The following is a 21,771-nucleotide window of genomic DNA, read 5'->3' as shown; positions in this document are numbered from 1 at the left end:
CCCGTTCCACGCAGCGCAACGGCAACGTGGAGAGCTGTTTTTCATTTCTTTTCAGATGTTCACGTCAGGTGCGAAGCGGGGGCATCGCGAAGGGAACGCCCCCGGTTTGCGTCTGGGTGAATGCTCAGGTGTGGCCGAGACCGAGCGCCGTATCAGCTTCCCCATCATCGGCTTTCGGCAGCAGATCGGGGGCCTCGGCAAGATTGCGCCCGCGCGTCTCGGGAAGCAGGGCGATGGCGATCAGTACGAAGAAATAGGTGGCACAGGCGACGATCGTCATCGTCTCGCGCAGCGAAAGCGTCGAGCCTTGCGCGCTCAGCAATCCGATCAGTGTGGGAAAGAAGGCCCCCACGCCGCGCCCGAAGTTATAGGCAAAGCCCTGTCCGGTTGCGCGCACGGCACTGGGAAACAGCTCGGTGAAGTAGGGACCAAGCGCGCTGTAGATGCCAAGAGTCGCGAAGCCGAGGACGAAGTCGAACGGAAACAGGCTCAGCGCACTGCCGGGCAGATAAAGGAAGGCGGGGATCGCCAGCCAGTTGAGTACCGTGAACAGCAGGAAATTGCGCCGCCGGCCGATAGCATCGCACAAGTAGGCCGCGATGATGTAGCCCACGAACGAGCCGAAGGTGAGCACCAGCATGTGATAGCCGACCTCGACCGTGGTGAGGTGGTGGATCGTCTTGAGGAAAGTGGGCAGCCACAGCGTGATCGAGAACCCGCCCGCCTGCACGCCCAGCGCCAACACCGAGGTAAGCAGGGTGATGCGCAGCATGTCGGGGTGGAAGATACGCAGCGGGTTGACGTGCTCTGCCCCCTTGGCCGCGCGCGCCTTGCGCGCATCGAGGAATACCTTGGGCTCGGGCACCTTGCGCAGCGCGACGAACACGAACACCGCCGGCAATACGCCGACCCAGAACATCCAGCGCCAGGCAGACGTTTCCGGCAGCATCGCGAACAGCACTGAGGACATGATCGCCGCAGCGGCATAGCCGATCGCATAGGCACTCTGCACCGTGCCCACGGCCTTGCCGCGATAGGCCGGGCGGATCATCTCGCCCATCAGCACCGAACCTGCGGCCCACTCACCGCCAAAGCCGATCCCCGACATCACGCGGGCGAAGAGCAGGTGCTCATAGGAATTGGCAAAGCCACACAAAATAGTGAAGACGAGGAACCAGGCGGTCGCCAATTTCATCACCGTGACGCGCCCGATGCGATCGCACAACATGCCCGCAATCCAGCCACCCAAGGCGGACGAGATCAGCGCCGAAGTCCCAAGGAAGCCAGCCTCGGCCTTGGTCATTTGCCACGCCGCGATCAGCGTGGGAATGAGAAAGCTGTAGATTTGGGTGTCGAGCGCGTCGACCGCCCATCCCCCGAAGCAGGCATAAAGCGTACGCCGCTCTGTGCCGTCCATTTTCCTGAACCAGTCAAACATTCCTCTATTCCCTTCGCGTTATGTGTCTTTGTGCGTAGGTCTGCCTGTGGCCTCCGGCGCAGCAACCGAACTCTCTCAGGCCGGTTGGGACGTTTTCTCCCGCGCGCTGGAAAAATCGGTTGCGACCTGCTTCGCGCGGCCGAGCATGAAACCCTGATCGGAGCCGCACACGAATACGGTAATGCCCAGCGCGATCATGTCCGCCACCTTGCCCGTATTGCCGACATAGAGCCCCACCGCGCGGCCGTGGCGCCGGCCCGCCGCAGCGATCGCGCGAATGGCCTCGAGCAGGCGGGGATCGTCCATGCCTCCGTAGCCGAGCGATAGACTGAGGTCGGCCGGGCCGATGAACAGACAGTCCACCGCATCGACGGCGGCGATCTCGTCCAGCCGGCTCATCGCGGCGCGGTCCTCGATCTGGCACCAGATGTTGCAGCCGCTGTCGGCCGCCGCGCGATATGAAGCGTGATCGATCTGGCCATAGCTGCCCGCGCGGCCGGAAGGGGAAAAGCCGCGCTGACCGCGTCCGAAACGCGCGGCATCGGCGATGGCTTCGGCATCTGCCGCAGTCAGCGTGTGCGGCACCAGCACGCCACTGGCGCCAAGGTCGAGGCACGTATTGATGAAGGCTGGCGCATGATCGGGAATGCGGACCAGCGCGGCCAGTCCGGCACCGCGCGCGGCACCCAGCGTGCGATCAAGCGATTCCACCCCGAAGGGCGCGTGCTCCGCATCGAGAACCGCGAAATCGAGCCCCGAATGGCCCAGCACCTCGATCGTCTGCGGGCTGGTGGTCTTGACGAAGGTGCCGATCACCGGATCTGCGGCGCGCACGCGTTCACGCAAAAGCGGCATCGCCGAAGCCGGGCGCGAGACGCTGGAAATAGCGCTGCCTGCCTCGGAACGGGCACGATCGGAAGATGCGACTTCAGACACGGTCTCTCCTGTAAATTGTTCGCGTATGAGATACGCTGTTTCCACAGTGGGTACGGAAATGAACTTGAACTGTCAAACCTCATTGCGCATATTCGTGCCGTATGGCAAACCATGGTATCGCAATGAGAAACGAAACGCACTGAGGTGAGGATTGCAACGCGGATGCGTTATGATCATTAAGCCAATGTAATTTAGCGCTTAATGTCGAAATCGCGCCCCAAATCCTCCGGAAGATGGAGAGCTTGAAAGTGTACGATCAATCCGACCCCCGCTCCGCGCTGGCAACAACGGCACCTGCGGAAAAGGTCGCCGCGCCGCGCCCCGTTGAGACCCCTTTCGCCGCTGCCGAATATGGCCGGTTCTACCGCGATCCCCCGCAGCTGGCGGACGCCACGGGGCGTAGCTGGTACTTTCGCGGCCAGAATTTCGTGCTGCACTTCATGGAGGCCAATGCCGGAGCGCGCCTCATCCGCGCTACGCAGGCCGACGAATATGCGGTGATCCTGCCGGACGCGGGCAGCGCCGTGGCGGTGACCGCAGGTGGCGAGACCCAGACGATAGAAGGCGGAAACCTCGTCTTCGTGCCTCCGGGAGAAAGCGCGATCGAAGTGCTCCGCCCCGGCCGCATCGTGCGGCTCGTCACCACGCGCGCCGCCGATCTGGTGGAACTGTGCGCAAACAGGGCCGCCTATGCCGAACCGCACCCCAATATCCCCGCGTTCGAGGCATGGCCCGCACCGCGCGACGGCTTGCGCATCCGCAGCTACCCGCTCGACGTGCCGGCCGAGCCGGGGCGCTTCGGCGCGATCTACCGCTGCACGACGATGATGATAAACATGCTCGACGTGTTCGAAGGCCCGCGCGACCCGACCAAGATGTCGCCGCACTTCCATGACGATTTCGAGCAGTGCTCGCTCGCGCTCGAAGGCAGCTTCATGCACTTTATCCGCTGGCCCTGGACAACCGACCTCACCGCATGGCGCGAGGATGACAAGGAGCTTTGCGGTTCGCCCTCGGTCGCGATCATTCCGCCGCCAGCGATCCACACCACGCGCGCGATTGGCGAAGGTCGCAATAAGCTTGTCGATATCTTCTGCCCGCCGCGCATCGATTTCTCGCAGAAAGCGGGCTGGGTGCTTAATGCCGATGACTATCCCATGCCGGCCAATGCCGGATGAGGGCTGAAGCTTCAGGCAGGAGGAACGGGCCATGGCGGAAGATCGATCGGGCGTGAAATCGCTGAACCTCGCGCTGGACGTGCTCGAAGTGATCGCGACGGCGGAAGAGGATATGGGCGTAACCGAGGTGGCGGCCCGGCTGGGGCTGACCAAGGCGACCGTATATCGCCACCTGCAAACGCTGGTCGAACGTGACTATCTGGCACAGGACAGCCGCAATGCGCGCTACAGACTGGGCGTGCAATGTCAGCTGCTGGGCCAGCTTTCCGGCAACCGGATCGATTTGCGCTCCGCTTCCGAGGAAGTTTCGCGCTGGCTACGAGAGAAGACCGGACTATCGGTGGTGGTCTCGGCGCTGCGCGCGCGCAGCGTGCTGGTACTCACCACGCTGGCGGCCAAGTCACCGATCCAGATCCAGGTACGCCCCGGCAGCGATCTGCCGCTGCAAACCTCGGCGCAGGGGCGCGTGGCGCTCGCCTTCGGGCGTCCGTCGCTGGTGTCTTACGCCCGTCGGCAGAACTGGGAGATGTCAACTCCGTACACGCTGCGCGACTGGAATGCGCTGGAGGAGAAGATCGTGCAGACCCGACTGCGCGGCTGGGGCGATGCGCCGGAGGAACTGGCGCTCGGTCTCAACGCCATCGCCGCCCCGATCTTCGATGACAGCGAGGAATGCGTGGGCACCATCGCCGTGGTCGGCCTGATCCAGAGCCTCCCGCGAGAAGCCAGCGCCGCTGTCACCGGCCCGCTGCTCGAGGCCGCGCAGCGGGTTTCGCTCAATCTGGGCCATCAGCCCGAAGCCGTCGCCGCCGGCTGAAGCCGGGACCGGAGACGGCGCGCCAGAATACAGGTAATTGCCATGAAGCTGCATATCGTCCTTGCCCATCCATCGCCCGGTTCGTTCAATGCCGCGCTGTGCGATGCCGCCGCCGACGAAGCACGAGCGCTGGGGCACGAAGTGACCGTGTCCGATCTCTATGCGCTGGGTTTCAACCCCGCAGGCGGTCCAGCGGATTTTGCCTCCGCGCCCGATGCCGATGATTTCCACTACCAGTCTGCCCAACTCGCGGCATCGCTCGAATCGGGATTTGCGCCCGAAGTCGCGCGCGAACAAGCGCTGCTGCTCAATGCCGACTGCCTCATGCTGCAGTTTCCGATCTGGTGGGGTGGGCCGCCGGCCATGCTTAAGGGCTGGATCGACAAGGTCAGCGCTTATGGCCTTGCCTATGTCGACGGTACGCGGTTCGAGCGCGGTCTGTTCCAGGGTCGCCGCGCGCTTGTCAGCGTGACCACCGGGGGAACCCCGCGTCGCTTTACCGACGAAGGCGGCTATGGCGATATCGACCAGGTACTATGGCCGACCCGCCGCCTTTTCCTCGAATACTTGGGCTTCGAAACACATCACACGCAAGTCAGCTATGCGGTCGCGCGCTGCGGAGCGGATGAGCGCGCGGAAATGATCACGGCCCTGCGCGCGCGAATTCGCGAACTGATGGCAGCCCCCCTGCCTGCCATCGCCATCCCCTCCCCCCGGGAACTCGCGCAGCGGATCACCGCGAACTGGTCCGCACCGGCCTAGTCGCATCTAGATCGCCGCATGAGCAGGGCCCGACAAGGCCAGCGTCACGCGGCGGATACCCCCTGCGGGCCTCCCCGCAAGTCCAAAACGCCCCGGCGCGGTTCGCATGGCGATTCGCGAAGGGTTCCCGCGTGCCTCGCGCAGGCGGGCAATCGTCCCATGCCACCCTGAATACCAAAATGCCTGAAAGGAAGAGACATGACTGAATACAGCGGTCCGATCTACGATTCGCATGCCCACCTCATCTCCGACGACCTGGAGAAGTATCCCCGCAACAAGCCCTTCGTCGAAGGTGCGGCAGAAGACAGCTTCTTCGGCCCCGGAACAATCGGCAAGCCAGGCGGGATGCATGGTCCCAATCCGCACAACGTCAAGCCGACCGCCGAGCAACTCAATGGTTGGATGGCCGAGGAAAACGTCGTGGGCATCGCGGCGGTCCAGAAGGGACTCGTTTACGGCACCGACAACAGCTACATCGTCGATGCTGCGGACATCTTCCCCGACCGGATGCGCGCAATCATCATCGTCGATCCACAGGCCCCGGAAACCCCGCAGATGGTGCGCGACTATGCGAAGCGCGGGATCATCGGCATCCGCTTCTTCGGCGTGGGCGTGAAAGACCGCATCGCCTGGCTGACGACGCCGGCCGCGCTCGAGGTATGGACGCTTGCCAACGAACTCGACCTACTGGTCGATATCGAGGCACCGGCCCACGGATCTTATGCCCTGATCCCGGTCATCGAGGAAATGGCCGACCGTTTCCCGCACTTGCGCATCGTGCTCGACCACCTGTTCCTGCCCGACTTCAAGGCAGACGAGTTCGGGATCGACGCGCGGTTCGACGGCTTTGCCCGGCGCGACAACATCACCTACAAGTTCACCTCACTCAACATGGACTTCATCCGCGAACAGGGAATTGCCCCCGATGAGGTGCTGCGCCGGGCCGTCGATTTTTATGGTGCGGACAAGATCATGTGGGGATCGGACATCGGCACATCCTCGGGCACATATGCCGAAATGATCGAACGCGCGAAGATTTCGACACGCCTGCTGAGCGATGAGGAACGGCGCGCCGTATTGCATGACACCGGCCTGCGCATCTGCTTGCGATCCACCGCAACCGTGGCGTAATTTTAGCCTGGTTCGATGGCACAGAGAGGTTTCCGATCAGATCGGAAACCTCTCTGGCTTCTTGTCTTGACGTATTTTCTGTATCATCAGCCACTTCAGCCTGACTGAAGCACACCCGAGACGGCGCGGACATTTGCGAACTCGCCCCCTGCGCGAATACCTTGATTTTGACATTTGCGCCCTGGCGGCCCGGATTTGCTGTTCGGCGGCTTGGTGGTCAAAGGCTCGGGCCGTGATGCGTTCGCCCAGCTGTTTGAAGCAACGCATTTTCGTCCCGACCAGGCCGCGCTGGTGAAAGCCGCTTCATCGTTTCCAGATTGCCCTGCCGAGCCAGTGGCTGGCACGTACAAATTCCTCGCAAGCGCACTTCCCGGCGTACCATCGGGCCGGGCTTGTACATTGCAGCGGGCGGGGATGATGGCGCAACCATCACGCACAGCAATGGCATCGTGGCAGGTCCTCGTGTCGAAAGCGCCGTCGGCGCCGACGCTCACGATGGCTCGATCGTCTGGTATCTACTGCAGCAGTTCGGGCGATATGGTGGCATTGCCAACCTGGCTTCCGCTCACTTCGATAGCACGGATCTCCAACGCTCCGGCGTCCACACCCAGGTGAACCCTGCACCATTGGCGGCGCTTGGACGGGACATGCTTGCGCCTGCACCATTCTCCGGCACCCGCCGCCTTGATATCCGTGCTATCGATCAGCTGGTGCAACGACCCAGAACTGGGTTGGCAAGGGATCTCGACAAGCAAGGTCTTCTGCCTCCGGCTCGCAAGTGCTGGAATCCGGCACCGGCCAAGCAAGTCCCTCTCCGCCGCCGCCGCGTTGTAGGTTCCAATGCGTCATGCGGTAACGCGCGCCGCTTGCAGTACTACGGCGCTGCGTGGTGACGATTTCCAGAAATATTCAGAAAAGCAGTCGCTTATGCGACTTATGGCGGAGAGGGTGGGATTTTCAGATTTAGTTACAAAGCTCTGAAATGGCTCACCTTGTTGAGACGCCTTTGCCTGCTTCCCACATTTTTTGCCTCATACACCCAGAACATCTCTTTATTCCGGTGCCTTAGAGACTATGCCGATGGGAGAAGGACGTGTCCAGCCCCGTCTACCGCAAGTCGCCTAACACCACTTCAGCCGATGAAATATTGGGCTCAAGTCGCGTCGCAGGCGATGTCATCACTGCCCCGCCTTGTTCACCGCCATAAGAATGCACGTACCCAATCCAGTGGCTATCTGATGTCATGGGTGGGCCGCAAGCCGCCGACAAATCCCCATCGCTATTGCGAATCAAGAGCAAGTCGGTTAATGACATATCAATTAGCCATTCCCGCTTTTCTTAATCACGTGTGACATCAGGACGTTGTCAGTCTAGCAGCTGAGGTAGTAACGTCATCTTACAGGTATGTAATTTAGATTATTCAGGGATACATATAATGTATCGAAAAATTTTTAATTTTGCGGTATCTCTAATAATATTTGTATGCGCACTTCCTGCCAATGCTCAAAGCGGAAGTATAACTCTCGGATCAATTCCGGCTACTAGTACTCAATCCGCTGCACTCACATTAACAATGAGCTTCGATGGCTTTATGGGAAACGGATATGACGACGAAATCGAGTATAACGTGACGCAAAACGACCCTCTTGTCGGAGGAAGTGAACGAGAAGGCGCGATATTTGACGACCCTGGTGCCGTAATCCTCATATACAGAACATTTGTACATGGGAATTTTCACGTCATGCTAGGAACTGGAAACTCAGATATGACCGACTATCTGAACGAGAATCTCTGCCCAGAGCAAGGCCTTATTGCTGCAGGGGGCGGGAATTATTGGGATTGCACGACAATTGTTTATTGAAGAGGGCTATTATGACTAAGAAAATATTATCTATACCAGTACTATACTGTATAGGCTTATTCTTGGTGCCTTCCGCGAATGCTGAGGATTTTTATAGCTTAGTTAATCAAGCATCGAAGGGGCTCACGGGTGTCCCCGATAAGCAACTTTCGCTCACCCTTGGAACTGTAGGCTGCACAGTGATCGGCGGCGGACGAACCATCCCCCCCACAATCCAGCAAAATGGGCAAGAGTATTCTGTAAGCGATGCAGTAAGCGACATTGTCTTTGCACGTTGCCAAAATGGAGCACAAATTAGTCTAAAGTCGGCCCATTCGAAAAGCGTATCTATAAAAGGTCACCAGACAAAGTTTTCCTCTGAAATAAAAAGTGAAAAAGAGGAAGACAGCCCATTGAAATTCACCGAAGATAAAACACTTTTGCACGGTAAAAAAGTCTATATTTATTACTGGCGCTCTATAAATGGAACGCAGTATCAGCTTCGTTATTATAACGCTGATAATGAAATACTAGCTAAAAGTAATATGAGAAGGACAGCAGAGCAACTCTCTTCGCAACTTTAGAGTATCCGTGATGATCAAGCCTGAGATTGCGCCCAGCACCTATCGGCTTTGAGCAGAGCGTTAGCGGTTATGGCGAGCTTTCGCATGACGGCGGTGATGGCGAGTTTGGCCGGCTTTCCTGCGGTGACGAGTTGTTGATATTTTGCCTTGAGATCAGGGTTGTATCGGGCACCGACGAGGGATCTGAACACGTTGGCCTCGGGGCTGGCTGACGCGAACGCGGCTGGAACCTTCTTACCGATGACAGCTGGGAACCCGAAAGAGCTTACGATATCGTCGTTCATGGCGGGTGTGGCCTGTGGCATTTTCCACCCTGCAACAGGGCCGGCGCAGACACCTAGTTTCCAATGCAGATCAGAGGCTTACGCCACTCCCGCCAACCCGCTCACACCCCTCGGTGAATAAGACGGGACCGTTACCCCATCTAGCCGAGGCTAACCTGCAGTGTAAGCTTGCCCCCTTCTCCACCTGAGTCCGAAGCTGATCGGCGAAGGAAAGCGGTCGGTCGGCTCCCTAGCACGTCAGTCCTGGCCTTGTGCGACCGGCAAGGGCGCCTGGCTGCCACTCCGCCCACCAGCGCAGTGGCCCCGTCTGCGGCCGACCCTTGCCGGTCGCTCAGCCACCAATTTCAGAATCCCAGGTCCGGACGTTCCGGTCTTCTTGCCGAGGTGCCCCAGATCGGTCGTTTGGGTCAAGGCCAGGCCCAGAAGGTTGATCCTGCAAAATCGAGGAAGATGAAGCCAGTCGCTTGACACCGTTGAAGCATCACGGGACACCACATTGTCGATATAATTTGCTATTAAAATTCCAATTTATTTCTCAGTGCCAATCAACATGGAGGCATTGATGCGCGCAAGTATCACGATAAAAAGGCGAATATTTTCTTGGCTTGGGTATCGATCAATTCTGTTCCTCCTCACGGCGCCGCTTGGATTGTCTCCTGGGATGGCTCAATGCGCTACAGGCTATGACTTTAAGATTGCGGACCTTCATCTGGGGTTAGAGGCGGAGGAGGCTTCCAAGATTCTTCAGGCTGCGGGGTACGACGTTGAGCAGCACACCAAATCAATAGACTGGCTAGAAGCGGTGACACTGCCTCTCTGGTTGACGGCGACACGGACAAACAAAGCAAGTCATTCGAGAGAGTACGTAAAAGTCTGGTTGAGTTATCCGCCTTCCGCCCCACTCGTTCTAGGAGTCTACCGCGGAATTTCTTACGAAGACGCCACCGGACCATTGGCCATTGGCTACTTTGACGCTGCGCGAGAGTCTGCCGGGTTCGAAATCTATCGGCACGTTTACACGGGCGGCGGACCTGTCGAGCAGTTTATTCACTGGCGAGGTGACGGCAAGCGCGTCTCAAGCTTTGACAAGCTGCTTTCAAATCTACCTTCGAGTAGGCCGACGCTTGATCCGTGTGTCGAGAACTATCACGTTATTCCAGGATCAATGTTTGGCGCTGATCCACCAGATTCCCTGAAAAAGGCGGACTTCGCAACCGACAGGGTCGGATGGGGAAATCCAAACGGTTTCTTCGTACCGCGTGGCGCCTGCGGCATTACCTTCGAAAGCCGAGTTATGCAGGGTGACGCAGGGCTTGCACGCAAGGTGGGGCTTCTACTACTCGATCAGTCGGCTATGTTTAAGAATACTTTGGAGTACCGCGACTGGGTGAGCAAGGGCAACGCTGCAGATGCAAAGGCGCGCCGCGCCCAGGCGCCTAAGGCCGTACTGTAAATTTCATCCACGAAGGGTGCATAGTTGCTCGCTCCGCTGTCGACCCTTCTCGGCCACTCAGCGGTCGTTTTCGGTTAGCCAGAGCGGACGGTCGGGTTCCCCATTTTGCCCGCCTAAAACATGGCGAATTGCGGATGGTTAGTTCTTGGCCGGCCACTTCGAAACGCTGCCGCTTGATGCTGGGCCTGTCGCGCGGGGGCTTACCTACCAGCACAAAAGATGCTTCATGGCGGCATGATCGCCTCCTCCGCCGAGCAACTGAAACAACTCACGCTCGCCTTCGAGCGGTTCACCCGTCGTTTCAAGGTGACTGAAGCAACGGCGGCGATGAGCAATTCGCTGAATGCCCTTGATGTGCAAGCGCTACTCTTCATCGACGATCATCCAGGCTGCAAGCTGAGTGATGTCGCCCGACATCTGCAGGTGGCGCCCACGACGATGTCGTCATCAACCGACCGCCTCGTGCGGCGTGGCATGATCGAGCGGCAACGCCCCGAGACAAACCGCAGGACTGTGGCGCTCACCCTGACCCAGGCCGGCAAGGACACGGTCGCAGGCTACATGGAGGGGTATCACGACGCCTGCAGTGCCATGCTGGAGCCGCTCGATCCGGCAGAGCGCGCCGATTTCGTCCGCCTGACCCTCAAGATCGCACAACACGAAACTTAAATTATACGAATATCGTATTATCAATACCCCCGATTGATCGCCGGGAAGAGATACTATGTCGAGCACGAACCGCATTGCCCTCGTGACGGGCGCCAACAAAGGCATTGGTCTTGCCATTGCCCGGCAGCTTGGCGCGGGCGGTCACAGCGTCTGGCTGGGGTGCCGCAACGTGGAGCGCGGTGATGCCGCCGCCGACACGCTGCGAAAGGCCGGGATCGATGCCCATGCCGTTCAACTCGATGTCACGGACGCCGCCAGCGTCGCCAGCGCAGCCACGACGGTCGAGCGCGCGGCCGGCAGGCTGGACGCACTAATCAACAATGCGGGCCTCATGTTCGCCCCGCCGCCATCGGCTGCCGAGGAATCGATCGACGAAATGGCGCAGATGTTCGAGACAAACGTCTTCGGCGTCATGCGGGTCACGCAGGCTTTCCTGCCTCTGTTGCGCAAGTCCGATGGGGCGCGGATCGTGATGATGAGCAGCGGCTTGAGTTCGCTTGGCGAGGCGCTGGATATGCGCAGCGAGACCTGGTCGGTAGGTTTTGCCGGATACTGCGCCTCGAAGTCGGCACTCAACATGCTGACCGTGAAGCTGGCCAAGGAACTGGCGAGCGAGGGGATCAAGGTCAACGCGGTCGATCCCGGCCTGACCTCCACGGACATGACGGGCAATGGGCCTGGTCATTCGCCCGATCAGGGCGCCCGTCCGGCCGTCGCGCTGGCGACGACGCATGCCTTTGGCCCGACTGCCGGCTTTTACGCCTGCACCGTTGCCGGTGAGCTGTCGTTGAAGTCCTGGTAAGGGTTCATCGCCGCAAAGGCGATGGCGACTGCTGCTGAGAGGCCAGAGTGGGGCGCATCACCGCCGTTCGCCTGAGCCCCCCCCCCCCGCGCGTTACCCTAGTCCGCTTCTGACCATGCTTTGCGCCGCCGCCGCGATCGCCTCCTCGGCAGGTCGCGGCACCCAACCCAGAAGATTGCGGGACTTCTCATTGGTGGTCTTCTTCGCATAGCCAAGATCGGGCACATAATGGCGCAGTTCGGGCCTGAAGAGCGCCATGAAGCGTATCATCAGATCAGGAAGTGACCGGGTCGGCAAGCGTGACGAGGCCGCCTCGTCCACGCTATCCCTGATGATCGCGCCGATCTCCTTCATCGCCAGGGGCACGCCGTTCGAGATGAGGAAGCGCTCGCCGGCGGCCTGCCTGCTGCCCAGCGCCAGGATATGTGCCCGCGCCACATCGCGCACATCGACGATCGGGATGAAAAGATTGGGAAAGCCCGGCATGGCGCCTCTCAACATGCGCTGGATGATATGATTGGCCCCGGTCACCGAGTGGCCGATCACGGGGCCCATCACCGCCACCGGCAGCATCGTCACCAGCTCCAGCGTTCCGCCTTCCTGCGCAATGAAGTCCCATGCCGCGCGTTCGGCGATGGTCTTGCTCTTGCCATAGGCATCGACGCCGGGTCCATCGAGGACCGTCCAGTCGGCTTCGGTGAAAACGTGGGCGCGGTGTGGATGCCCCCAACTCACCGCATGAAAGGCCGAGGTCAGCACCACACGCCCGACGCCCGCATCGCGCGCCGCCCGCAGCACGCGCAGAGTGCCTTCCTGCGCGGGCACGATCAGATCGTCCTCGTTCGCGACATGGCCCGGCTGGACTGGCGAGGCGACATGAAGGACAGCGTCGATGTCGCGCATAGCTCCGGCCCAGCCATCATTGCGCAGGAGGTCGGCGGCAACGAAACTGAGCCGGCCGCCCTGGACCATGCCCGCTTGTTCGAGCGCGGCGCGTGCGGCAGTCTCGCCCGAAATCGATCGCAATGTGGCGCGAACGAGGTGGCCATCGGCCAGCAGTTGAAGAATGCAATGCCCGGCGATGAAGCCGGAACCACCCGTGACTAGGACATGTCGTTGGTTCATGAAGGGTCCTGTGCATGGCTGAAGGATCGCTGCTCGCGCCAGAGGCTAGGCGTCGTCTGCTCCCAGCTCCAGAAAGCGCGCGAGAAAGAGTTCGGCTCGATGAAACCCAGCAACATGGCGATGGCCACCGTGTCGAGTTCGGTGTTGGCGAGAAGGCGAACGGCGGTGGTGCGCCGCACGTCAGCCAGTTGTTGTTGAAAGCTTGTGCCCCACGCGCCGAGGCGGCGCTGGAGCGTCCGGCTGCTCAGGCCCAGGCGGCGGGCCACAGTTTCGACATGGGGTGGCCGCCCCTCGCTCAGGTGTCGCGCGATCGCGACCCGCAGTTCGCCAAGGGGCGGCGTCAGGCCCGCACCGCTGCGAAGTTTCGCCTCTAGCCCTTGGGTAACCAGCGCGAATGCCTCGCGGTCGACCGTGGCGAAAGACATATCGAGGGCGGCGCTGTCGAACAGCATCGCGTCGTGGAGGGAGCCGAAGGTGATCGGGCAGCCGAAATGCTGCGAGAGGAGGTCATGATGCCGTGCCCTGCGCGCGAGTTCGACGCCAACGGGTGCCACCCGATCCGCAGTGCCGCGCCGGACCAGCGCCAGCAGGGAGGCCATCGTCATGTCGACGAGCAATCGAGGCACCTCTGTGTTCGCCTCAAGCCAGCGATAGCGGACGATGGTCTTGCTCCCCGCGACCTCCACATCGATCGATTCTGGACAGGTCAGCCTCTTGTATCGGGCGAGGGCGGCGAGGGCATGACGCAGATCCGGTGCATGCAGGGCCACCGTGGCGGCAACGCCGTAACCCTGAGAAACCGCCTCGGCCCCGAACCGCAGACCCGTGGCGGGATCATCGAACTCCTGCTCGGCGATGCGCCACAGCCGGAAGAAGTCAGCTGTGCTCAGCCTGTCCGCCAGTTCGACACCGGCGCGGGTACAGAGTCGCCCAATCGGAAAACCTCGTTCGATTAGCCGTTTATACGGCAACGGAAAGTTTGTCGGCGTGGGCATGGATCCACGCTAGGAGGAAGATCCAGCATCGACAAATCCGATCGCGCCAAAATCAATGCGCGTGCCAGCATCAGGTCATCACATTCGCCTGATCAGCAATGAGGCGGTGAAAACCGGCCAGCGTGGAAAGGCCCAAGTCCGCATTGCCGGGGTCAGCGCCTTGGCCGATCTTTCAAATTTCACGCCCGCGATCGTCAACAGGTCCAGCATCGATTGCAGCATGGCGTCAGCGATGTTGACTATGCGTCGGCCCATCACGCGGGAACGCTGGCTATGCTCGCAAGCGCGTCCACTGGCGGGGAAAGCAACACGCCAACCTCGACGCCACGCCCATTACGGTCATCTTCGGCATCGTCCGCAACACCTTTGACCAGAATTTGTCTCCTGCGGCCATCGAGGCGCTCCAAGGCTACCTGCTACAAATGTGCCGAGACTATCTGAAAAGTGTCGTGACCTATTGACGGCCGGTTCCAGATTCCGTTTCGGGACATCCCCCTCAACGGATAATCCGACCCTAGTCGGCTGTTCAGACGCAGCGTCATGCTTCTTAGGAGTCGACAGTCCGCTGTGGTTGCGTCCTCGATTATCGGAGCTTTCCAGTAGAGGAGGTCGGCGCTCCCGGCGATCAAAACGCGAAACAGCGCGGCTGCGTCGAGAGGTAAAGATGGTGAGCGCCCTCAAGGTCGCTGGTATGATTGCGCTCACCATCCTTAATGGCGCGCCTGATAGAAAACACTTTCAACGTCAACATTGAATCGAAGCTCCGACCCTTGCCGAACGTTCAGCCGTCAATTCTCGGTCCCTAACTGCGGACGTTCCGCCTTTCCGATCTGGCCGCCCACGACGGGTCGATTTCGTACTGACGTCAGTGGATGGCTCCCGGCTTTATTCGATCTTAATATCGAAGGGGTATGTACGCGATGATGGGGCGTATGTCGTCCATCTTGGTTCAACCAGACCGGAACACGACTTGGGCGAAAATGTCGCAATCATCTCCTACGGCCCTTCATGAGCTTCGGCGTGAGTTGAAGGAAAAACTCGGTCAATGCGTTCTGAATATACAAGCATATGAAGCTTCAATCAAAACCATCATAGCATGTCACGAAGTCTCGGGTTCGGCGCAATCCGTGGACACAGATTCCCGGGCAATGAATAGCAGAAACAAGACGCTTGGCACCCTGGTCAACGAAATGCTCAGATCCTTCTTGACCGCCGAAAAGAAATCCAGTCATTCCGATGCGACATTCAGCCGGCCCGGTGATAGCCCCTCATTCCATGTCAAAATGGGGATCACCGTTTCGGCTGACGACTACAACCGAATTGTCCGGGATCTGAAGTACTTTGTGTCCTTACGCAACGACTTGATCCATCATTTTCTCGAACGGCACGACATCGCAAGCTACGATGGGTGTCGGGTCGCGGAAAAAGCCCTGACGGAGGCCAACCACCAGATCGAACGTCATTTGGATAACCTGCGCATGTGGGGCAAAGATCTGACTCAGGCCAAACTGGCGATGGCAGAGCTTGTACAATCTGCCGTAATCCAAGATTTTCTTGTCAGGGGCAAAATTCCTTGGTCGATCACCGAAGCAGTGCGTGCATTTCGTTCCGCTGCGGCAGAGTTTTCTGTAGATGGTTGGGCACTCGTCTCAAAGGGCAGCGATCTGATCGCTGCGCAACATCCCACAGAAGTGCCGTCGAACTATGGCTGTAGTAGTTGGCGACAAGTGCTGCATGAATCAGGACTGTTCGAATTACGGTATCGAAAGATAGAAGGCCGTCGAACCGCGTGGTATCGAGAGAAAAAGCCATCTGAATGTGCGGCAAGACCAGGTTAGCGTGTGACTGCCATTCCGCCGTCGACCCGTTATGGTCTTTTAGCCACTGATTTACCGGCCTCTGGTCCGGCCGGTCTGCTTTGGCAAACCACTGGGGCAAGACTGCTGGGAGCCAGAAATTCGCACAGGTGGACGAGCCGGTAACGCCAACTTGCGCCGTTATCTAGCGTTACTGACGAGAGACATGGCTCGACGGACTAGAGGAGGTTAAGTTGCTGGGGTTGCTCGTTGAGCGAAGCTCGAAACAGGTTCTGTTTCGTGGCTGCATTTCTGAAGAGGCGGTAGGTCGAGATATTCGGGCGGTCTTTGACGAACTCCGCCAACCGCCGCTCCGCCTCAGGGATTAGAGGGCTGATCTGGTCGAAATCGAAGATGTCGATGTTGGCGCGATCCGCGAGTTTCCTGACGGCAAAGGCCAGATGATACAAACCCTCGACAATCCACGCTGACTCGATTTCCTGCTCAGCGGCCAACCTTGATGCCTTACGCGCTTCTCGAAGCTTGGCGCGGCGATGCTTTTCGATCTCCGTGTAGAGGCTCCACACCGCTATCACGCGCTTCGCATCCATCTCAGAAGGATCGAAAACCAGCGGAAAATACTCTCCGAATATTCGATCCGAAGCTGTCTTCGCCTTATCGGGTTCGGCGCGGACGTAGGCTAACCAGACTTGCCCTAACTTCAGGGCATCTATGCGTCTGCTTTCGTCAATCTTGGAATGCTGGTCGCGCTTACGATCCAGATGCCACTCGTGCTTCAGCAGAGATGCCTCGAGGCGGACAAGCACGGGATCATTCGATCTCAGATCGCGACTTCGTATCGGCGTTTGGCTGTTCGTTGCCTCGGCGACCTTCGCATAGAGGCTCTTGTCTTGCGTCTCAATAATACGGACGAGCAGCCTAACGCGCTGCACTGAATCGAAGCTGGTTCGCGATGCCTGGAAAAGTGCGTGCGAGGTCTGGCCACCGTTTACCACTTGAGGATTTAGGAGGCACAATGGCGCATTCTTGAAGCCAGGTTGGTAACTGAATCGTTCGCAGACGATCGTAATGCCGTTATTGAAATACCAGAACATTCCGGCTTCATTGGACACTGCGGTGTCGTAGATGCGCCGGTTAATGTCGTTCTGTTCACCGAGGTAGACGCGGACGTTCTCCTCAAACAGATCGGGGTCAAGCTGCGTCGGCTTGGTAGGATCTGTCAGCGCCGCGATAAATTCGTCGCCGCGAACCGTCCCGATCACAGCCCGCACGTTGCCGTCAGTGCGCTCATAAACCTGTTCCTCTACGATCCGGAGGTGAATCTCCCGCTCTTTTGCTGTCCGGTGCGAGACCGTATCAGACAGGGAATCGAGATCGGCTTCGCGGAGTTGGAAGAACTTGAACCGGGCAAGCGAGGATTCAAAGCGGACCCTCTGGTCGGGGGTAAGCCGCTCCCCATTGGAGCAAAGGTGGACTTCGACTTGGCACGCCCCCGAACTCACAAAGTCCCAGATGTCCAACACTTTCTGCTGCAGCATCGGATTGCATGTATCTAGAAAACCATCGACCTGTCCAAAGCAGTCCCCAATGAAGGCAAGTAGTTTGTCAATCTCAGTCGACGGGAAGTTGCGGTTGCTTGGTTTGAATTTACTGTGGCACTTGAACTGAAAGAGATGGATCACACGGCGGCCAAAGCGCTCGTCGAGATAGACCGCGTCAATGCCCCTGTCCTCTCCACCATCGGTGATCGAGCCCCTCGCCTCATCGAAGTCAATGCGTAGTAGAGATGTTACACATAGGAGAGAGAACGCTTCCCGTCGGCTTTCGAGATTGAGAGCTTTCTCAATCTGAGCGGCAGCCGCGTCAACGTTTCCCCAATCAAGAAGTGTTGCCATGTGGTACTTCTTGCCCTGTGGCTCCGACCGTTTCAACCTTCACGCGGATCTGGCGCATCAGGCGCTACCAGCGATAAGCACTGCCGATATCCGGCAACTGCCCCAACACGAAACACGCGCACGAGTATTCGTAGGTGAAACTTTGGTCGCGCAAAAAGTCATGTTAACCGCAGATTTCGCGCGCGTTAAATTCCGGAGCTCTTGAGACTTGTTTGATTTCCGAACAAAACTAGCAGGATGGCTGACCAGAGCTGCGAACTACATCATTCGCAAGCCCGAGAACACCGAGGAGGGCGCCTTGCTCACCGACCTCGCTCCAAACGAGGAAGCGGATCCCACAGGCGCGTATTCAGCGGCACTAACTGGGGCGACATGCAGCGATCGCGTGATGAACATTGCGCTTACCGGGCCCTACGGATCAGGCAAGAGCAGCATAATCAGAACTTTTCTGAAGGGATACGGGCGCCCGTATCTACAAATTTCCCTGGCCGCGTTCCTGCCCGAAGCACAGGCGGTCACCGAGGTCGACAGCGGGAAGCAGGAGGAGCCTCCGGCAGAGCCAACCGCATCGTCGAACGCCTCAAAATCGAATGGCGGCACGGTAGGCAGGCAGGAGATCGAACGCAGCATCCTTCAGCAGATGCTCTATGGTGCCGATGCTAGACGGCTCCCGCTTTCAAGGTTCAAGCGAATTGAGACACCAGGTCCATGGTCAGTTCTCGCCTCGCTGTCCATGATAGTCGGGGCCATCGCCTGCTGGCATCTGTTCAGGAACCGCGACGCAGTCATGACAGGCACCTATTTTCTTCCAATCGCATTGGGAAACTGGTTCAATCTGGCGACCTTTTTAATTGCTGGCGGTTTCGTCTGGAAACTCGCCCACCACCTCTATGTGGCGAGTTTCGGAATATCGCTGAAGAGTATCTCGCTCAAGGACATCGAAATCACTTCGAAGGCCGTAAGTGAGGAATCAATCCTCAATCGTCACATGGACGAGATCATATACTTTTTCCAATCAACCCCTTATGATCTGGTCATCATTGAGGATTTGGACCGGTTCAATAACCCCGACATCTTCGTGACGCTGCGAGAAATCAACAGTCTGGTAAACGCCAACCTTGCCGGCAAGCGCCATATTCGCTTTCTCTACGCGCTGCGCGACGACATGTTCGTGAACACGGACCGGACAAAATTTTTCGAGATCATCATCCCGGTCATCCCCATCGTCAACAGTTCGAACGCGATCGACATGGTGCTGGAGCAGGTCAAGCGGCTTTCCATTGGGGGGCAGCTTGACGTTCAGTTCCTTCGGGAAGTCTCGCGATACCTCCACGATCTCAGATTGATCCTGAACATTTTCAACGAGTACGCCATCTACGTGAAGGTCCTCGAGACCAGTGGTGAGAACAACCTCGACGCCAACAAGCTGCTCGCGGTTCTCATCTACAAGAATGTGTTCCCCCGTGACTTTGAAGTGCTGCATCGCGGTAAAGGCAATTTGGCGAATGTTCTTCGCAGCCACGACGCGGCGATCGTGAGGATCGAGGCTCGATACAGAGCTGAAATCGCCGACCTAGAGCAGCTTATCGAACATGGTATACGCGAGCTTTCAGCCGATTTGGTGGAGTTGCGCCGCATTTACGCGATGGCCCTCATTGAAATGGTTCCCGAACCCTTCAATCGTATCGGTCTTAACTCAAGCGCGCCGGTTTCGTTCTCCGCCTTAGCCAATCACGAGCAGTTCGAGGCCATCCTGAACGCACGGCAAGTCACGATCGCTTCACCACAACATGGCTCGAGGAACTTGCAGATCGGTGATCTCCAATCGAAAGTCGATCCTCACCGGACGTTTGCCCAACGCAAGGAGGACGTGGAGAGGAAGTCAGCTGCCTTCAGGGAAACATCCCAGAAGCAAATACGCGATTTGCGCGGCAAGCTGGGTGTCGTGCGCATGATGAAGTTCAACGAGACGCTGCGTGAGATCCAGGAGGAGATCGATCCATTGTTCGATGCCTTCGGAGCAGCGGCTGAGCTAGCCCGATTCTTGGTGCTGGAGGGCTATCTCGACGACACCTACTACCAATACACTTCGCTTTTCCATTCCGGGCGCCTGTCGCCCAACGACAACAAGTTCCTGATCCTTATCCGCAGCTACAGGACGCCGGAACCCGATTTTCAGATCGACAACACGCAGGAGGTCATCGCGGCGATGCGCGATGAAGACTTCAGCCGGGACCACGTCCTCAATGTCACGATCGTCGACTACCTGCTCGGCGAGCCCGAGGTTTATGCGACACAGATCAAGCGGCTGCTGACGTTCATTGCGTCCGATTTCAGTCGGTGCGAGAATTTCCTCGCAAGCTACTATGCCAGAGGCACTGCGATCCCTGCGCTGATTTCGGGGTTGGCGAACGTCTGGCCCGGTTTCAGCTCGGCTGCGCTCGAAAGCTCCGCCAACCTCATGCATGTGGCACAGATCATCGGCCAGCTTCCAGCGAGCGGCCTGAGGCATCTCGGCCACCGCGACCAGGCGCTGACCGACTTCGTCTCGGACAGGTTGCCCGACATTCTTGCACAAGGCATCGATGTACCACCAGAGCAGTTCACATCGCTCGACATCGAAGTAAGAGACCTTGCCGCTCTTGAAAAGCACTCGGGCATCATGCGCCTTGTGTTCAACGAGGGGCTTTACGAGCTTTCCATCGCCAACCTTGAGTTCATATCCTGGACCATCCTGGGTATCGATGATCAGGAACGGGTCCACCGGCAGAACTACACAACGCTGCTCGAAGCTAGGAGTGGCCCGCTTCTGAAAGTCATCGATGAACGGTTCGACGAGTATCTACGCAAAGTGCTCAACCAGCTACCGGACAACCGGTATGAGAGCGTTGACGCCATGCTGCAAATCATTGAACGGAATGATCTAGAACATGATGCCATCGTCGAATTCCTCGACAGGCAGGTGGTCTTGCTGCCGAGCCTCAACGATGTTCCGGAGACACTGCAGGTCGCCGTGCTCGATCTCGAAAAGATCGAGGCAACCTGGGACAACTGCCTGAGTTTCCTTGACAGCGACGCCTTTGATGCGACGGTTCTGACCCGGTTCTTAAACAATGAGGGCTCAATGCGGGCCCTTGCCCCACACCCGTTGCCAGGCGGGAAACCGGGCGAAGCGCTTCGCAAATTCATCATCGAGAATGCCGAGTTGAAGGACGAAGCCTATGCGACTTACGTTCAGTCGCTTTCAGACCGGTTAAATGCGTTTCCTGGGCAACTCAGCGCGGAAAAGCTTGCGATACTGGTCGAACACGATGCGGTGACCTTCTCGGCAGACAGCCTGTCACAGCTCGGCGACGATCCGGCCCTGGGCGCTGCCTTCGTGGTGCGGAATATCACCGCTTTCCTGGAGGTGGAAGGCGATTGCGCCCTCGACGACGACTTCCGGCAGATCCTGCTGGAGGCCGCGATTAGTGACGAACACCGGTTAAGGATCATTCGCACGATGGACCTGAGGCTTCTTGCCGACATGGCCTCACGCGCGGCGCTCGTCGGCATGATAATTGCCCGAACCGGCGTGAAGGTTGAGAACCTCGACGCCAATTCGGCCGGTGCTGTCATCGTCAGCACCCGACCTCTGGCCACGCAGATAACATTGCTCAACATGCTGCACGACCAGTTCGACGATCAGCAGCTGCGTGACCTTCTACAATCGCTGCCAGCCCCGCTCTCCGAGATTAAGCCCGGCTTTGGTACGCCTAGGCTGGACAGCAATGACACGAACCTCGAGTTCGTAACTTGGCTGAAAAAGCGCGGCTTCATCTCATCATGGACGCAAGGCGCCTATTTCGACAAGTCGATCCGGATGAACATGTTCAGGAAGTGAGCTGGACGAATACCCCCCAATTCACGCTCCAACCCAACACCTCTGGCCTGTCCTCGTTCCTGAACCTCCGCATTAACCCAAGGAAGCGAGCGGAAGAACGCATCGACGGTTGTCGAATTCTGGGACCGCTAAAATTTCCAGCGCAAGTGGATTCGATTCGTT

The 21,771-nt window shown here is 58.5% G+C and carries 18 protein-coding genes and 1 pseudogene; 11 read left to right on the top strand and 8 right to left on the bottom strand.

From position 1 onward, the window contains the following. Window positions 1–124 precede the first annotated feature (124 nt). The gene (locus HT136_RS07130) at window positions 125–1,438 is read right to left on the bottom strand and encodes an MFS transporter (RefSeq protein WP_214198884.1); all 1,314 of its coding nucleotides are present in this window, start codon (window positions 1,436–1,438) and stop codon (window positions 125–127) included. 75 nt (window positions 1,439–1,513) lie between these two features. Next, window positions 1,514–2,374 carry an HpcH/HpaI aldolase family protein gene (locus HT136_RS07125; protein ID WP_214198883.1) on the bottom strand — a complete coding sequence of 287 codons (861 nt, stop codon included), beginning with the start codon at window positions 2,372–2,374 and terminating at the stop codon, window positions 1,514–1,516. 248 nt (window positions 2,375–2,622) lie between these two features. On the opposite strand from HT136_RS07125, the gene HT136_RS07120 reads away from it, so the two are divergent. The 4 genes from HT136_RS07120 (at window position 2,623) to HT136_RS07105 (ending at window position 6,262) form a co-directional block, all read left to right on the top strand. After that, entirely contained in the window at window positions 2,623–3,552 is a 930-nt protein-coding gene (locus HT136_RS07120; protein ID WP_214198882.1) for a hypothetical protein, read from the top strand. Between the two features lie 31 nt (window positions 3,553–3,583). Further along, window positions 3,584–4,369, top strand: coding sequence for an IclR family transcriptional regulator (locus HT136_RS07115; protein WP_214198881.1), 786 nt, complete (start codon window positions 3,584–3,586; stop codon window positions 4,367–4,369). Between the two features lie 42 nt (window positions 4,370–4,411). Further along, window positions 4,412–5,131, top strand: a complete 720-nt coding sequence (locus tag HT136_RS07110) for an NAD(P)H-dependent oxidoreductase (protein ID WP_214198880.1) — start codon at window positions 4,412–4,414, stop codon at window positions 5,129–5,131. Between the two features lie 198 nt (window positions 5,132–5,329). After that, window positions 5,330–6,262 (top strand): amidohydrolase family protein, encoded by a 933-nt coding sequence (locus HT136_RS07105; protein ID WP_214198879.1) that lies wholly within the window; start codon window positions 5,330–5,332, stop codon window positions 6,260–6,262. Between the two features lie 183 nt (window positions 6,263–6,445). Here the strand turns inward: HT136_RS07105 and HT136_RS07100 are convergent. Continuing rightward, a pseudogene (locus HT136_RS07100) lies at window positions 6,446–7,072 on the bottom strand (IS5 family transposase); the annotation flags it as partial. A 625-nt stretch (window positions 7,073–7,697) separates the two neighbouring features. Between HT136_RS07100 and HT136_RS07095 the strand changes: the two are divergent. Then, window positions 7,698–8,123: a hypothetical protein gene (locus HT136_RS07095; protein WP_214198878.1), complete on the top strand. Its 426-nt coding sequence runs from the start codon at window positions 7,698–7,700 to the stop codon at window positions 8,121–8,123. Window positions 8,124–8,134: 11 nt separating this feature from the next. Beyond that, window positions 8,135–8,686, top strand: a complete 552-nt coding sequence (locus tag HT136_RS07090) for a hypothetical protein (RefSeq protein ID WP_214198877.1) — start codon at window positions 8,135–8,137, stop codon at window positions 8,684–8,686. A 14-nt stretch (window positions 8,687–8,700) separates the two neighbouring features. Here the strand turns inward: HT136_RS07090 and HT136_RS26705 are convergent, their stop codons facing one another. Continuing rightward, window positions 8,701–8,970, bottom strand: a complete 270-nt coding sequence (locus HT136_RS26705; protein ID WP_214199270.1) for a hypothetical protein — start codon at window positions 8,968–8,970, stop codon at window positions 8,701–8,703. Window positions 8,971–9,532: 562 nt separating this feature from the next. Here HT136_RS26705 and HT136_RS07080 point away from each other — a divergent pair. The 3 genes from HT136_RS07080 (at window position 9,533) to HT136_RS07070 (ending at window position 11,894) form a co-directional block, all read left to right on the top strand. Further along, complete coding sequence (locus HT136_RS07080; RefSeq protein ID WP_214198876.1) at window positions 9,533–10,423, top strand: hypothetical protein; 891 nt, start codon at window positions 9,533–9,535, stop codon at window positions 10,421–10,423. Between the two features lie 234 nt (window positions 10,424–10,657). After that, a complete protein-coding gene (locus tag HT136_RS07075) occupies window positions 10,658–11,092 on the top strand; it encodes a MarR family winged helix-turn-helix transcriptional regulator (protein ID WP_214198875.1) in 435 nt (144 codons plus the stop codon). 55 nt (window positions 11,093–11,147) lie between these two features. Further along, the gene (locus tag HT136_RS07070) at window positions 11,148–11,894 is read left to right on the top strand and encodes an SDR family oxidoreductase (protein WP_214198874.1); all 747 of its coding nucleotides are present in this window, start codon (window positions 11,148–11,150) and stop codon (window positions 11,892–11,894) included. 93 nt (window positions 11,895–11,987) lie between these two features. Here the strand turns inward: HT136_RS07070 and HT136_RS07065 are convergent, their stop codons facing one another. The 3 genes from HT136_RS07065 to HT136_RS07055 form a co-directional block, all read right to left on the bottom strand. Continuing rightward, the gene (locus HT136_RS07065; RefSeq protein ID WP_214198873.1) at window positions 11,988–13,019 is read right to left on the bottom strand and encodes an SDR family oxidoreductase; all 1,032 of its coding nucleotides are present in this window, start codon (window positions 13,017–13,019) and stop codon (window positions 11,988–11,990) included. Beyond that, window positions 13,016–14,014 (bottom strand): AraC family transcriptional regulator, encoded by a 999-nt coding sequence (locus tag HT136_RS07060; protein WP_214198872.1) that lies wholly within the window; start codon window positions 14,012–14,014, stop codon window positions 13,016–13,018. The genes HT136_RS07065 and HT136_RS07060 overlap by 4 nt, the downstream gene beginning before the upstream one ends. Before the next feature lie 78 nt (window positions 14,015–14,092). Further along, window positions 14,093–14,272: a hypothetical protein gene (locus tag HT136_RS07055; RefSeq protein WP_214198871.1), complete on the bottom strand. Its 180-nt coding sequence runs from the start codon at window positions 14,270–14,272 to the stop codon at window positions 14,093–14,095. Window positions 14,273–14,934: 662 nt separating this feature from the next. Here HT136_RS07055 and HT136_RS07050 point away from each other — a divergent pair. After that, window positions 14,935–15,852, top strand: a complete 918-nt coding sequence (locus HT136_RS07050) for an OST-HTH/LOTUS domain-containing protein (protein WP_214198870.1) — start codon at window positions 14,935–14,937, stop codon at window positions 15,850–15,852. Between the two features lie 197 nt (window positions 15,853–16,049). Here the strand turns inward: HT136_RS07050 and HT136_RS07045 are convergent, their stop codons facing one another. Continuing rightward, window positions 16,050–17,726 carry an AIPR family protein gene (locus HT136_RS07045; protein ID WP_214198869.1) on the bottom strand — a complete coding sequence of 559 codons (1,677 nt, stop codon included), beginning with the start codon at window positions 17,724–17,726 and terminating at the stop codon, window positions 16,050–16,052. Window positions 17,727–17,934: 208 nt separating this feature from the next. Between HT136_RS07045 and HT136_RS07040 the strand changes: the two genes are divergently transcribed. Next, the gene (locus HT136_RS07040) at window positions 17,935–21,609 is read left to right on the top strand and encodes a YobI family P-loop NTPase (protein WP_214198868.1); all 3,675 of its coding nucleotides are present in this window, start codon (window positions 17,935–17,937) and stop codon (window positions 21,607–21,609) included. Window positions 21,610–21,771: the final 162 nt, after the last annotated feature.

This window comes from Novosphingobium profundi, assembly GCF_018491765.1.
Taxonomy (GTDB): Bacteria; Pseudomonadota; Alphaproteobacteria; order Sphingomonadales; family Sphingomonadaceae; genus Novosphingobium; species Novosphingobium profundi.
Note: the sequence above shows the minus strand (reverse complement) of the source record. Positions and strands in the feature narration are given on the sequence as shown.